Source organism: Rhodococcus zopfii NBRC 100606 = JCM 9919 (assembly GCF_001895025.1).
GTDB classification, from domain to species: domain Bacteria; phylum Actinomycetota; class Actinomycetes; order Mycobacteriales; family Mycobacteriaceae; genus Rhodococcus; species Rhodococcus zopfii.
The window spans coordinates 155,314-169,562 of record NZ_BCXI01000011.1 but is presented as its reverse complement, the minus strand read 5'-3'; the positions used below and the strand labels follow the sequence as shown (position 1 = coordinate 169,562).

Below are 14,249 nucleotides of genomic sequence, written 5' to 3'. Positions count from 1 at the left end.
CGCTCCGCAGGCTCCGCCGGCGTCCATCTCAGTAGGTCACCTCCTGCGACCGGCGACGTACCACGGTCACTTCGTCGCGCTGATTGCCGGTGGGTCCGAGATAGTTGAACGCGAAGGCGTTCTGGGCGTAGCCACCGGCAAGGTGCGTGGGCTTGATCAGCAGCCGGGTCAGCGAATTGTGGATGCCGCCGCGGTTGCCGGTGGTTTCGGTGAGCGGCGTGTCGATGGTGCGTTCCTGCGCGTGGTAGACGTACACGACGCCCTCGGGCATGCGGTGCGAGACGATCGCCCGGCACACCACCACACCGTTGCGGTTGACGGCCTCGACCCAGTCGTTGTCCCGCACCGAGATCTTCTCCGCATCCACCGGGCTCATCCACATCGTCGGGCCGCCGCGCGAGAGCGACAGCATGAACAGGTTGTCCTGGTACTCGGAGTGGATCGACCACTTCGAGTGCGGGGTCAGGTAGCGCACGCTCAACCCGATTCCGTCGCGGCCGCTCTCGCCGACCGCGGGCTCACCGAACAGCCGGGTCATGTCCAGCGGCGGCCGGTAGGTGGGCAGTTGCTCGCCGACCTCCTCGATCCAGTCGTGGTCGACGTAGAAGTGCATCCGGCCGGTGAGGGTGTGAAAGGGCTTGAGTTCCTCGATGTTCACCGTGAACGGCGCGTAGCGGCGGCCGCCGGTCTCGCTGCCGGACCATTCCGGGCTGGTGATCACCGGTACCGGGCGGGCCTGGGTGTCGGCGTAGGTGATGCGGCGTTCCTCGCTGCCCTCGGCGAGGTGCACGAGGCGGCGTCCGGTGCGTTTCTCGAGTGCCCGGAAACCCTCGACGGCGAGTCTGCCGTTGGACGTACCGGACAGTGCGAGGATCACATCGGCCATCCGTTCGGCGGTGGTGATCGCCGGACGCCCTTCCGCGGCACCGGAATCCATGACCCCGAACTTCGCTGCGAGCTCGGCGACCTCCGCGGTGGGGTGCGTGGTGATGCCCTTGGTCGTCAGGCCGAGGGTGTCGACGAGCGGGCCGAGCGCCGACCACTTGTCGGCGATCGCGGCGTAGTCGCGTTCGACGACGGCGATCGGCCCCATCGTCTTCCCCGGCACCGGCGTCTCACCGGTTGTCCGCCAGTCACGTTCGGTGCCACCGGGATACGCCATCGCACCCGGGGTGTCGTGCTGCAGTGTGCCGAGCACGACGTCGGTGCGGGTGCCCAGGTGCCGTGCCGCGAGCGCGCTGAACGCGCGGGCGATCGCACCGAATGCCTCGTAGTCCGAGCGGGTTTCCCAGGGCGGATCGATCGCGGGGCTGAACGCGTGGATGTAGGGGTGCATGTCGGTGCTCGACAGATCCCCCTTCTCGTACCAGGTGGCGGCGGGCAACACCACATCGGACAGCAGCGTCGTCGACGTCATCCGGAAGTCGATCGACATGAGCAGGTCGAGCTTGCCCTCGGGGATGCCGTCAGGCCACGCGACGCCCTTGGGGCGCAGGTCTTCCGGCGTGGGGTGGGCCTGCACATTGGAGGTCGTGCCGAGCAGGTGCCGCAGGAAGTACTCGTTGCCCTTGCTCGACGACCCGAGCAGATTCGCCCGCCAGATACTCAGCACGCGCGGCCAGTTCCGCGGGTTGTCCGGATCGGTGACGGCCAGCTTCAGGTCGCCCGACGCGAGCCTGCTCGCGACGTAGGCGGGGATCTCCTGGCCGGCGGCGCGGGCGTCGTCGGCGACGTCGAGGCTCGAACGGTCGAACTGCGGGAAGAAGGGACTCCAGCCCATCGCGGTCGCGGATGCCAGCACGTCCATCGTGTGCTTGCCCGCGAACCGGCCGCGCCCGAGGGGACTCGCCAGCGCGTCGGCCCGGTAACCGTCGTAGCGCCACTGGCCGGTGTGCGCATACCAATAGGACGTGCCTGCCATCTGTCGCGGCGGACGCGACCAGTCGGTGCCCATGGCCATCGCGGCCCAGCCGGTGACCGGGCGGCACTTCTCCTGCCCGACGTAGTGTGCCCAGCCGCCGCCGTTGCGGCCCATCGAGCCGGTGAGCAGCAGCAACGCGAGCACCGCCCGATACGTGGCGTCACCGTGGAACCACTGACAGATCCCCGCACCCATGATGATCATGGACCGGCCGCCGGATTCCTCGGCGCTGCGCGCGAACTCCTTCGCGACGCGGATCGCCTGCGCCGCAGCGACTCCCGTGATCGGCTCCTGCCAGGCCGGGGTGTACGGCTCGGCCGGATCGTCGTAGCCGGCGGGCCAGGTTCCGGGCAGTCCCGGCCGTGCCACCCCGTACTGCGCGAGCATCAGGTCGAACACGGTGCACACGCGGTGCTCGCCGACCCGCCGGACCGGGACGCCGCGGGCCAGGACCTCACCGTGACCGTCGAGGGTGTCGAAGCGCGGCAGATGGATCAGGGCGCTCTCCCCCGGCGCGCCGTCGTGCGGTGCGACGGTCAGCGCCGGCACGAGGTCGCCGAGGTCGAGGTTCCATTTGCCGACCCCGTCGTCGCCGTACCGGAAGCCGAGCGACCCCAACGGCACCGCGACCTCGTCGGTGGCACCGTCGAGCAGCACCGGCTTGAACGCGGCGTTCTCCACGTCGCGCCCGAGGTCGGCGGCGGTGAGGTTCTTCCCGGGCACGAGCCGCCCGTCGCGTTCCTCGAGTTTCACCAGGAACGGCAGGTCGGTGTAGCGACGCACGTAGTCGACGAAGAACGGCACCCGCTCCCGTACGAAGCATTCGGAGAGGATCACGTGGCCCATCGCCATGGCGAGGGCGCCGTCGGTGCCCGCCGCGCACGGCATCCATTCGTCCGCGAACTTGGTGTTGTCGGCATAGTCGGGACTGACGGTGACGACCTTGGTGCCGCGATACCGGACCTCCGCCATCCAGTGTGCGTCGGGGGTGCGGGTGACCGGCACGTTGGACCCCCACATCATGAGGTACGTCGCGTCCCACCAGTCTCCCGACTCGGGAACGTCGGTCTGGTCGCCGAACACCTGCGGTGATGCGACGGGCAGGTCGGCGTACCAGTCGTAGAAGGAGGTCATCACGCCACCGAGCAGTTCCACGAACCGGGAACCCGCCGCGAACGACACCATCGACATCGCGGGAATCGGCGAGAACCCGGCGACCCGGTCCGGGCCGTACTCCTTGATGGTGTGGACGTGCGCGGCGGCGATCATCTCGGTGGCCTCGGCCCAGGACACCCGTACCAACCCGCCCTTGCCGCGCGCCCACTGGTACCGACGGCGCCGGTCGGGATCGGACTGGATGTCGGCCCACGCGAGGACCGGGTCGCCGAGGCGGGCCTTGGCTTCGCGGTACATCTCCACGAGCACGCCCCGGGCGTACGGGTAACGCACCCGCGTCGGCGAATAGGTGTACCAGGAGAACGCGGCACCCCGGGGGCAGCCGCGCGGCTCGTACTCGGGGCGGTCCGGGCCGACGGACGGGTAGTCCGTCTGCTGGGTCTCCCAGGTGATGATGCCGTCCTTGACGTAGATCTTCCACGAGCAGGAACCGGTGCAGTTGACGCCGTGCGTCGAGCGCACCACCTTGTCGTGGCTCCAGCGGTCGCGATAGAAGACGTCACCCTCGCGACCTCCCTGGCGGGTCACGGTGCGGCCGTCGTCCGAGATCTCACCCCGGGTGAAGAATCGTCCGCTGCGCTGCAGCAGTTCGTCGACGGGTCCGCCGATGCGAGGGGCATTCACGGTGGTTCCTTTCGGGGCGTGGTCGTCAGGCGGCGGGATCGCGCGCAGGTTCGCGGGCGTGCAGCCGAAGCGCGGTGTATGCGAGGGCGATCAGGGCGGTGGCCACCAGGAGCAGCAGGCCGACCGTGTAGTCGTTGTCGACGCTGTCGTAGGACGCACCCATCACCAGCGGCGGGAAGTAGCCGCCGAGACCCCCGGCGGCGGCGACGATGCCGGTCACCGATCCGACCGACTTGGCAGGGGCGCGGCGAGCGACCCACGCGAACACACCGCCGGTACCGACGCCCAGGAAGACGGCGAGTGCGATGAACGTCGCGGCCGACCAGATGTCCGGCGGCGGCTGGAAGATCGCGATGAACGCCATCACGGCCGTGCCGGCGAGGGACGCGAGCACCACGTACTTCGGCGGGATGCGGTCCGAGAGGGCGCCGCCGATGGGGCGGGCGATCACCGCGGCCAGGGCGAACGCCGCGGTGCGGGCGCCGGCGTCGACCGCGGAGAAGCCGTAGATCGTCTTGATGTAGGTCGGCAGGTAGTTGCTGAAGGCGACGAAGCCGCCGAAGACGATCGCGTACAGGAACGACATCTCCCACGTGACACCGAGTTTGAGTGCGGCGGTCAGCTTCGGAACCACCGGGTCGGTGTTGGGCACGAACTCCGGCGAATTGCGCATCGCCAGGATGCACACTCCGGCGGTGACCGCGAGCGCGACCGCGATGATCACGTGGGTGGACAGGAGGCCGAACCAGTTCACGAACCGCGGCGTGAAGAATGCCGAGAGGGCGGTGCCGACCATGCCGGCACCGAACACACCGGTCGCGAAACCGCGGCGGGCCGGTTCGTACCAGGCGTTGGCGAACGGGATACCGACGGCGAAGATCGTGCCGGCGATGCCGAGGAAGAACCCGAACACCAGCAGCAGCGGATACGAACCGGCGGTGCCCGCGAGGCCGACCGCGAGGACCGGCAGGATCGATGCCAGCGAGATCGCGATGAACATGATCCGGCCGCCGTAGCGGTCGGTGAGCGATCCGACGACGATCCGTCCGAGCGCACCGACCAGGATCGGAGTCGCGACCAGCAGCGACGCCTGGGTGCTGCTGAGCGACAGGTCGTGAGCGTAGGTGGTGGACAGCGGGCCGATCAGATTCCAGGCCCAGAAGTTGATCGCGGATACCCAGGTGGCGAGGGCGAGGTTGAATCCACGTCCCGTACCGGCACCCGGCGTCGTTGCCGTGTTCACACCCACACGAAACCACTCGGGGGGGAACTTGGCTGAACTTTGGGGGAAACGTTACAACGCCTGGGGACTGTGATGTCCGGACCGGTCCCCCGCTGCGTCTTCCCTTCGGTTCGCCACGAACCTACTGTTGTGAATTACGTTGCGGCACATGATGGAACAACGACCCCGGCGAATGGGGCGAGAGTCCCCATCGGCCTCGGGACGATGCACCCCCGCCCCGGAAGGACCGAGGTCCTTTCCGGGGCGGGGGTGTTACGAACTGCTCGGTGTCCGAGGGACGATCAGCCCTCGGCGCTTTCGGCACCGTCGGCCGGCGCGGCGGCGGCGTCGTCCTCGGGGACCGGAACCAGGCTGATCTTGCCGCGGTTGTCGATGTCGGCGATCTCGACCCGGATCTTCGAGCCGACGTTCACGACGTCCTCGACCTTCGCAATGCGCTTGCCGTTGCCCAGCTTGCTGATGTGCACCAGACCGTCGCGGCCCGGGAGCAGCGAGACGAACGCGCCGAACGCCGTGGTCTTGACCACGGTACCGAGGAAGCGCTCGCCGACCTTGGGCAGCTGCGGGTTGGCAATGGCGTTGATCTTGTCGATCGCGGCCTGCGCGGACGGACCGTCCGCCGCACCGACGTAGACGGTGCCATCATCCTCGATGGAGATGTTGGCGCCGGTCTCCTCGGTGATCGAGTTGATCATCTTGCCCTTGGGGCCGATGACCTCGCCGATCTTGTCCACCGGAACCTTGATGGTGGTGATGCGCGGCGCGAACGGGCTCATCTCGTCCGGCGTGTCGATCGCCTCGGCCATGACCTCGAGGATCGTGGCGCGGGCGTCGTGGGCCTGCGAGAGCGCACCCGCCAGCACCTGCGACGGAATGCCGTCGAGCTTGGTGTCGAGCTGCAGCGCGGTCACGAAGTCCTTCGTGCCGGCGACCTTGAAGTCCATGTCACCGAACGCGTCCTCGGCACCGAGGATGTCGGTCAGCGCCACGTAGCGGGTCTCACCGTCGACCTCGTCGGAGACCAGGCCCATCGCGATACCCGCAACCGGAGCCTTCAGCGGCACACCGGCATTGAGCAGCGACAGCGTCGAGGCACACACCGAGCCCATCGACGTCGAACCGTTGGAGCTCAGCGCTTCCGAGACCTGACGGATCGCGTACGGGAACTCCTCCTGGCTCGGCAGCACCGGCACGAGAGCACGCTCGGCGAGTGCGCCGTGCCCGATCTCGCGGCGCTTGGGCGAACCGACGCGGCCGGTCTCACCGGTCGAGTACGGCGGGAAGTTGTAGTGGTGCATGTACCGCTTGCTGGTCTCGGGACCGAGCGAGTCGACCTGCTGCGCCATCTTGACCATGTCGAGGGTGGTGACACCCATGATCTGGGTCTCGCCGCGCTCGAACAGCGCCGAACCGTGAGCCCGCGGCACGACCGCGACCTCGGCCGAGAGCGCGCGGATGTCGGTGATGCCGCGGCCGTCGATGCGGAACTGGTCGCGCAGGATGCGCTGACGGACCAGCTTCTTGGTCAGCGAGCGGAACGCCGCGCCGATCTCCTTCTCGCGACCCTCGAAGTTCGGGGCGACCTGCTCGAGGATCTCGACCTTGATCTCGTCGGTGCGGTCGTCGCGTTCCTGCTTGCCGGCGATGGTCAGAGCCTCGGCCAGCTTCTCGGACGCGGCGACCTCGACGGCGGCGTACACGTCGTCGGCGTACGCCGGGAACAGCGGGAAGTCACCGGTCGGCTTCGCCGCAGCGGCGGCGAGCTGCTGCTGCGCGATGCACAGGCGGGCGATGAACGGCTTGGCCGCCTCGAGGCCCTGCGCGACGATCGCCTCGGTCGGCGCCTGCGCGCCACCGTCGATCAGCGCGATGACGTTCTCGGTGGCCTCGGCCTCGACCATCATGATCGCGACGTCGGCGGTGTCCGGGTTGTCGCCACCGGCGACGATGCGGCCCGCGACGACCATGTCGAACACGGCGTTCTCGAGCTGCTCGACGGTCGGGAACGCGACCCACTGGCCGGCCTTGTTCTCGTCCGAGGTGATCAGCGCGATGCGCACACCACCGACCGGGCCGGAGAACGGCAGGCCCGCGATCTGGGTGGACGCGGACGCGGCATTGATCGCGACGACGTCGTACAGGTCGTTCGGGTTCAGGCTCAGCACCGTCACGACGACCTGGATCTCGTTGCGCAGGCCGTCGACGAACGACGGGCGCAGCGGACGGTCGATGAGACGGCAGGTCAGGATCGCGTCGGTGGAGGGACGACCCTCACGACGGAAGAACGAGCCGGGGATGCGGCCCGCGGCGTACATGCGCTCCTCGACGTCCACCGTCAGCGGGAAGAAGTCGAAGTGCTCCTTGGGCTGCTTGGAGGCGCTGGTCGCCGACAGCAGCATGGTCTCGTCGTCGAGGTAGGCGACGACGGAACCGGCGGCCTGCTGCGCGAGGCGGCCGGTCTCGAAACGAATGGTGCGGGTACCGAAGGTCCCGTTGTCGATGGTCGCGGCGGTTTCGAACACGCCCTCGTCCACCTCGACTGCAGAATTGCTGGTCATCTCTATGTCTTCTCTTCCCTCTTCGTCTTCGCCGTACCCGCGTGGGCGCCGCGGCCCCCTTGGCCACGGCTGCGCACCGACTTGCGGAGGCGGTCGTCGATCGAAACCCTCCGCTCCCGGGTCACCGGGTTCGGAGGGTCACTACCGAGGACCGACACCGTCGGCGCATACGGTTCGCCGCCTACCGAGGCGGCGTTGCACGCCGGACTTCCGGCGCAAACACCGGTAGCCGACGAGGCCCAGTCTAGAGGCATTCTCGTCGGCTACCGGCAAAGATCAGCGTACGCAGATCGTCTTGCTCGGGGTCCGCGTCAGCGACGCAGGCCCAGACGCTGGATGAGCGAGCGGTAACGCTCGACGTCGACCTTCTCGACGTACTTGAGGAGGCGGCGACGACGACCGACCAGCAGCAGCAGGCCGCGGCGGGAGTGGTGGTCGTGCTTGTGCTGCTTCAGGTGCGCGGTCAGATCGACGATGCGCTTGGTGAGCATTGCCACCTGCGCCTCCGGCGAACCGGTGTCGGTCTCGTGAAGACCGTACTCGCCGAGGATCTGCTTCTTCTGCTCGGTGGTCAAAGCCACTGGGATACTCCTGATCACTGACGTCCGCGTTATGAAAAGCCGGCCGAAACCCGCCGGTGGTGCCACCGCGAACCGCAGCACGCACCAAGAATCCAATTTACCAGACCGCACGCGTACTCCCCGCCGGGAGCCGGCGGGCGGTCAGGCAGGGTCGACGGTGCGGGCGAGGACGTCGCGGGCGCGGGCGGCGTCGCCGTGCATCGCGGAGATCAGCGCCTCGATCGAGTCGAACTTCTCCATGCCGCGCAACCGCTCGACGAAGTCGACCGCGACGTGCTGGCCGTAGAGGTCGGCGTCCTGGTCGAGCACGAACGCCTCGACGGTGCGGGCACGTCCGGAGAACGTCGGGTTCGTGCCGACCGACACGGCCGCGCCGTAGCGCTCACCGGGCGCCACGGTACCGAGAGTGGGGCCGGGTCCCAGTACCGTGAACCACGCGGCGTACACGCCGTCCGCGGGGATCGCCGAGTGCATGGGCGGGGCGACGTTCGCGGTCGGGAACCCGAGGTCGCGCCCGCGACCGTCACCGTGCACGACGACCCCTTCGACACGGTGCGGGCGGCCCAGAGCGTCCGCCGCCGCGGTCACGTCTCCCGCGTCGACGCACGAGCGGATGTAGGTCGAGGAGAAGGTGACCGCGTGCTCGGCGAGCAGCGTCTGACCGTCGACCGCGAACCCGAACCGTTCGCCGATCGTGCGCAGCATCTCGACGGTGCCTGCCGCCTTCTTCCCGAAGGTGAAGTTCTCTCCCACGACGACCTCGGCGACGTGCAGTCGTTCGACGAGGATCTCGTGCGCGTACCGCTCCGGACTCAGCTTCATGAACTCGGGTGTGAACGGCATGACGCAGAAGACGTCGACGCCGAGTTCCTCCGCGAGTTCGGCGCGCCGGGCGAGCGTCGTCAGCTGCGCCGGATGATTGCCCGGTCGCACCACTTCCATCGGGTGCGGATCGAACGTCATGAGCACACTGGGGATTCCGCGTTCCTTCGCGGATTTCACCGCCCGCGTGATCAGCTGCTGATGTCCGCGGTGCACTCCGTCGAACACGCCGATCGTCAGTACACAACGACCCCAGTCCGCAGGTACTTCCTCGAGGCCTCGCCATCTCTGCACACCGGGCAGCCTACGGCCCGGACCCGGACCGGTCACTTCCGACTCGCAGTGCCGCGAGGAAATGGACATCAGGACCTCCGGCACACATAATTTCGGTGTGCCGAACATTTTCCTTGGAGTGAGCAAAACATGTGTCGTGCTCGCGGCGGTCGCAGCCCTGAGCTCGTGCGCCACCACCGCGCCCGCCGCGGACGACCGTCCGCTCGTCCTGACCACCTTCACCGTGCTGGCCGACATGGCACGCAACGTCGCGGGTGAGCACGTCCGCGTCGAATCGATCACCAAGGTGGGTGCCGAGATCCACGGATACGAACCGACCCCCGGCGACCTCCGGCACGCCGCCGACGCGGATCTCGTTCTCGACAACGGCCTCGGACTCGAGCGGTGGTTCGAGCAGTTCCTCGCCGATACCCGCGCCGAGCACGCGGTCCTCAGCGACGGGGTGGTGCCCCTTCGGATCGGCGAGGACGCCTACGCCGGGCGCACCAACCCGCACGCGTGGATGTCACCGCTCAATGCCCGCATCTACGTCGACAACATCTCCGCGGCACTGACCCGGATCGCGCCGGAACACGCGGCCGACTTCACCGCGAACGCCGCCGCCTACAAGGACGACCTCCAGATCGTGCACGACGAACTGCTCTCCGGGCTCGCCGAGCTGCCCGAACAGCAGCGGGCTCTGGTGACCTGCGAGGGCGCGTTCGGCTACCTGACGCGGGACGCCGGGCTCCGGGAGGCCTACCTGTGGGCGATCAACGCCGACCAGCAGGGCACCCCGCAGCAGATCGCACGGACCGTCGACTTCGTGCGCGACAACCGCGTCCCCGCGGTGTTCTGCGAATCCACCGTTTCCGACAAAGCGCAGCGGCAGGTCGCCGAAGACACCGGTGCCCGCTTCGGCGGCATCCTCTACGTCGACTCGCTCTCCGAACCCGACGGCCCGGTCCCGACCTATCTCGACCTGCTGCGCCATGACGTCCGCACCATCACGAAAGGACTGGCCGCGTGACCACCGACACGAACAGCAGGCCGAGCACCGGGAACGCCGCGCTCGCCCTCGACGGCATCACCGTCCGCTACGGAACCGTCACCGCTCTCGACGACGTCACCCTGACCCTCGACCGCGGCCGGGTGTGCGGGCTGGTCGGCACCAACGGATCCGGCAAGTCCACCCTGTTCAAGACCGTGATGGGTATCGTGCGCCCCAGCGCCGGCCGCGTCACGATCGGCGGGATCGACCCCGCTGCGGCGCGCCGCAGCGCCTCCGTCGCGTACGTACCGCAGTCCGAGGCGGTGGACTGGGACTTTCCCATCGTGGTGCGGGAAGTCGTGATGACAGGCCGCTACGGGCACCAGGGCCCCATGCGCAGACCCCGGCCCGCCGATCACGAGGCGGTCGCGCACGCGCTCGAGCGCGTGCAGATGACCGACTTCGCGGACCGGCAGATCGGTCAGCTCTCCGGTGGGCAGCGCAAACGGGTGTTCGTGGCTCGCGCCATCGCGCAGGGAGCGCCGCTGCTGCTGCTCGACGAACCGTTCGCAGGCGTCGACAAGAGCACCGAGTTCGCCCTGACCGCGGTGATCCGCTCGCTCGCCGATGGCGGCCACACCGTCCTCGTCGCCACCCATGACCTCGCCGGACTCGCGCAACTGTGCGACGAGGCCGCGCTGTTGCAGCGGCGGGTGCTCGTGCACGACACCCCGGGCGAGGTGCTGCGGCCCGAGAACCTGGCGCGCGCGTTCGGTGTCGATCCCCTGTCCGCCGAACCCCGGTCCGCCGCACCCCTGTCCGCGAATGCACCGGCCGCACTGTCGGCGAGGGAGGTTCGATGATGCTCGATCTGCTCGTCGAACCCCTGCAGTACGGCTTCATGCAGCGCGCCCTGATCGTCGCGGTCGCCGCGACCGTCGTGTGCGCCCTGCTCAGCTGCTGGCTCGTGCTCATCGGCTGGTCGCTGATGGGCGACGCGGTCTCGCACGCGGTGTTGCCGGGCGTGGTCCTCGCCTACCTCGTCGGCGCGCCGTTCGCGGTCGGTGCATTGCTGTTCGCGGGGATCGCGGTGGCGCTGATCGGACTGGTGCGCGGCACCACCCGGGTCAAGGAGGACGCCGCGATCGGTGTCGTGTTCACCACCCTCTTCGCGCTCGGGGTCGTGCTGATCTCGAAGAATCCCAGCCAGGTGGACCTGCATCACGTCCTGTTCGGCAACCTGCTCGGGCTGGCCACCACCGATGTGTGGCAGGTGTCGTTGCTCGCCGCGCTCGTGTTCGCGGTGCTCGTCGTCAAACGCCGGGATCTGACCCTGTTCGCCTTCGACCGCGCGCAGGCCCACGCGCTCGGTATCTCCCCGGCGCGGCTGTCGGCGCTGCTGCTGGCGTTGCTGGCCGTGACGATCGTGGCCGCCATCCAGGCCGTGGGGGTGATTCTCGTCGTCGCCGTGCTCATCATTCCGGGGGCCACCGCGTATCTGCTCACCGACCGGATCTCCCGCATGCTGATCCTGGCGCCGGTCCTCGCGGTCACGTCGTCGATCGTGGGGGTGTACACGAGCTACTACTCCGACGCCTCGACCGGCGGCGTGGTGGTACTCGCGCAGGCGTCGGTGTTCGCGTGCGCGTACCTGTTCGCGCCCCGCCAGGGCGTGGTGACGGCCGCGCTGCGACGCTCCCGGGCGATCCCGGCAGAGGTGATTCCGAGGTGAGAGTTGCCTAAGCTGGGCAGGTGCCTGACAGGAGCGAGACGAACACGACGACGGAAACGCTGACCTCCGTCGCGCAGGACTACCTGAAGGTCATCTGGACCGTGCAGGAATGGTCCGGTGAGAAGGTCTCCACGAAACTGCTCGCCGAGAAACTCGGCGTATCCGCATCGACCGTATCCGAAGCCGTGCGCCGGCTGTGCGACCAAGGCCTGCTCGACCACGAACGGTACGGCGCGATCTCGCTGACCGAGTCCGGCCGTGCCGCTGCCGTCGCGATGGTCCGCCGGCACCGGCTCATCGAGACGTTCCTGGTCCGCGAACTCGGCTACGGGTGGGACGAGGTGCACGACGAGGCCGAGGTACTCGAACACGCGGTCTCCGAGCGCATGATCGCCGCCCTCGATGCGAAACTCGGTTTCCCCGAACGTGATCCGCACGGCGACCCGATTCCCACCCCGGACGGCACGATCCCCACTCCGCCGGCACGTCAATTGAGTTCGTTCGCCGACGGCGAGTTCGGTCGTGTCGCCCGCATTTCGGACAACGATCCGGCGATGCTGCGTTACTTCGACGATGTCGGCATCGCGTTGGACACCGAGATCCGGGTCGTCGAACGGCGCGACTTCGCCGGAACCGTCGCGGTGAGCATCGGTGGAAACCCGGACCGCACCGTCGATCTGGGCAACCTCGCCGCCGACGCCATCTGGCTGGTCTGACCGTCAGAGGTTGGACGGGCGCACCACGAACACCGCCGACGCGCGCTTGCCCTTCTCCTGCAGCAGCGCCGCCGCCCGCCCTTGGGTGTCGATCGCCGCGTACACCCCCGGCATGCCGATCGGCTCGAGCCAGCGGCCGTTGGCGAGCAGTGCCGCCTCGGCATCGCTGATCGTGCGGCACGCAAACGCGGTGCGGGCCGCGGCGTCGATGTCGAGGCTGAGCGCGGGATCGTCGGCGAGCTGTTCGAGGGTGCGCGCGTGCTCGAGCCCGAACGGGCCGACCTTCGTGCGGCGCAGCGCTGTCAGGTGCGCGCCGACTCCGAGCGTCGTACCGAGATCGCGGGCGAGCGCACGGATGTAGGTTCCCGACGAACAGTCGACCTCGACGTCGAGGTCGACGAATCCGGCCCCGGGCAGGTCACGCCGCGCGAGCACGTCGAACCGCGACACGGTCACCGGCCGCGCGGCCAGCTCGACGGTCTCGCCCTCGCGCATCCGCGCGTAGGCACGTTTGCCGTCGACCTTGATCGCGCTGACACTCGCCGGCACCTGCTCGATGTCGCCCGTCAGGGCGGCGACCCCGGCGGCGATGGCCTCGTCGGTGACAGCGGACGCATCGACGGTCGCGACCGTCTCGCCTTCCGCGTCGTCGGTGACGGTGCTCTGCCCGAGACGGATCGTCGCGGTGTACGACTTGGTGGTCAGCGACAGCAACCCGAGCATCTTCGTGGCCCGTTCCACACCGAGGACGAGCACTCCCGTCGCCATCGGATCGAGGGTGCCGGCGTGTCCCACCTTGCGGGTGCCGAGCAGGCGCCGGCAGCGGGCCACGACGTCGTGGCTGGTCATGCCCGGGTCCTTGTCGACGACGAGCAGACCGGCGTTGGCCAGGGCAGGATTCTCGGTGGCAGACACGTGGCCCGATTCTGCCACCCCGGGTTCAGCGCACCGCGATGGCGGTGAGCACCAGACCGTCGGCGACCAGCCAGCGCCCGCCGAACTCCGACACCGGCGCCCCGTCCCGGGTGTCGCCGGGCACGAGCAGCTGCGACCGGAATGTCCCGGACGCCACCGCCCCGGCTGCGCTGTCGTCGCGGGTGAACGTGATGTGCGCATCCTCGAAGCCGAGCCACCGGCCGGTCAGCGGGAACCACGCCTTGTAGGTGGCTTCCTTCGCGCAGAACAGCAGGCGATCCCAGTGCACGTCGTCGTCGGAGGTGGCGGCGAGCCAGTCCCGTTCCGGTTCGAGGCTCACGGCAGGCAGCACCCCGTCCGGGAGCACGTCGTGGGGTTCGGCGTCGATGCCCACGGACCGCACCTGCAGCGAATATCCGAGCACCGCACCTCGGTAGCCGTCGCAGTGCGTGAGGCTGCCGACGACACCGCGCGGCCACACCGGCACACCGCGTTCGCCCTTGAGGACCGGCGCCGGCTCGACACCGAGCAGCCGCATCGCCTGCCGCGCGCAGTGCCGGGCACCGATGAACTCGCGGCGACGCTTGTCGACGGCCCGCGCGATGAGCGCCTCCTCCTGCGGATGCGGCGCCAGGCCCGGCGGGTCGTCGAACAGTTCGGCGGCGACGACGCCGTCCGGCAGGATCCGCCCGATCAG

11 protein-coding genes are annotated in these 14,249 nt (G+C 68.8%); 4 read left to right on the top strand and 7 right to left on the bottom strand.

Features of this window, described 5'->3' with window-relative positions; translation table 11 throughout:
- Positions 1 to 28: 28 nt before the first annotated feature.
- The 5 genes from RZ1_RS08470 to RZ1_RS08450 form a co-directional block, all read right to left on the bottom strand.
- On the bottom strand, positions 29 to 3,721 hold the full coding sequence (locus RZ1_RS08470; RefSeq protein WP_072810923.1) for a nitrate reductase subunit alpha: 3,693 nt from the start codon (positions 3,719 to 3,721) through the stop codon (positions 29 to 31).
- 25 nt (positions 3,722 to 3,746) lie between these two features.
- Positions 3,747 to 4,964: a nitrate/nitrite transporter gene (locus RZ1_RS08465; protein ID WP_072811019.1), complete on the bottom strand. Its 1,218-nt coding sequence runs from the start codon at positions 4,962 to 4,964 to the stop codon at positions 3,747 to 3,749.
- Between the two features lie 281 nt (positions 4,965 to 5,245).
- Positions 5,246 to 7,522, bottom strand: a complete 2,277-nt coding sequence (locus RZ1_RS08460) for a polyribonucleotide nucleotidyltransferase (RefSeq protein WP_072810921.1) — start codon at positions 7,520 to 7,522, stop codon at positions 5,246 to 5,248.
- A 311-nt stretch (positions 7,523 to 7,833) separates the two neighbouring features.
- A complete protein-coding gene (gene rpsO, locus RZ1_RS08455) occupies positions 7,834 to 8,103 on the bottom strand; it encodes a 30S ribosomal protein S15 (RefSeq protein WP_072810920.1) in 270 nt (89 codons plus the stop codon).
- A gap of 141 nt (positions 8,104 to 8,244) precedes the next feature.
- Positions 8,245 to 9,219 carry a bifunctional riboflavin kinase/FAD synthetase gene (locus RZ1_RS08450; RefSeq protein WP_174565174.1) on the bottom strand — a complete coding sequence of 325 codons (975 nt, stop codon included), beginning with the start codon at positions 9,217 to 9,219 and terminating at the stop codon, positions 8,245 to 8,247.
- A gap of 97 nt (positions 9,220 to 9,316) precedes the next feature.
- On the opposite strand from RZ1_RS08450, the gene RZ1_RS08445 reads away from it, so the two are divergent.
- Genes RZ1_RS08445 through RZ1_RS08430 form a run of 4 tightly spaced genes read left to right on the top strand, consistent with a single transcriptional unit; the run spans position 9,317 to position 12,637 of the window.
- Positions 9,317 to 10,228: a metal ABC transporter substrate-binding protein gene (locus RZ1_RS08445; RefSeq protein WP_371304869.1), complete on the top strand. Its 912-nt coding sequence runs from the start codon at positions 9,317 to 9,319 to the stop codon at positions 10,226 to 10,228.
- Entirely contained in the window at positions 10,225 to 11,052 is an 828-nt protein-coding gene (locus RZ1_RS08440) for a metal ABC transporter ATP-binding protein (RefSeq protein WP_083583584.1), read from the top strand. Before RZ1_RS08445 ends, RZ1_RS08440 begins: the two co-directional genes overlap by 4 nt.
- Positions 11,052 to 11,921, top strand: a complete 870-nt coding sequence (locus RZ1_RS08435) for a metal ABC transporter permease (protein ID WP_072810916.1) — start codon at positions 11,052 to 11,054, stop codon at positions 11,919 to 11,921. Before RZ1_RS08440 ends, RZ1_RS08435 begins: the two co-directional genes overlap by 1 nt.
- A 20-nt stretch (positions 11,922 to 11,941) precedes the next feature.
- Entirely contained in the window at positions 11,942 to 12,637 is a 696-nt protein-coding gene (locus tag RZ1_RS08430; RefSeq protein ID WP_072810914.1) for a metal-dependent transcriptional regulator, read from the top strand.
- Between the two features lie 3 nt (positions 12,638 to 12,640).
- Here the strand turns inward: RZ1_RS08430 and truB are convergent, their stop codons facing one another.
- Together truB and npt are read right to left on the bottom strand one after the other, a co-directional pair.
- Positions 12,641 to 13,552, bottom strand: a complete 912-nt coding sequence (truB, locus tag RZ1_RS08425) for a tRNA pseudouridine(55) synthase TruB (RefSeq protein ID WP_072810913.1) — start codon at positions 13,550 to 13,552, stop codon at positions 12,641 to 12,643.
- 25 nt (positions 13,553 to 13,577) lie between these two features.
- Positions 13,578 to 14,249 carry a 4'-phosphopantetheinyl transferase Npt gene (gene npt, locus RZ1_RS08420; protein WP_072811013.1) on the bottom strand — a complete coding sequence of 224 codons (672 nt, stop codon included), beginning with the start codon at positions 14,247 to 14,249 and terminating at the stop codon, positions 13,578 to 13,580.

Excerpts from the sequence above, each read along its gene's own strand:
- RZ1_RS08435 (WP_072810916.1), top strand. The coding sequence starts at position 11,052 with ATGCTCGATCTGCTCGTCGAACCCCTGCAGTACGGCTTCATGCAGCGC.
- RZ1_RS08460 (WP_072810921.1), bottom strand. The coding sequence starts at position 7,522 with ATGACCAGCAATTCTGCAGTCGAGGTGGACGAGGGCGTGTTCGAAACC.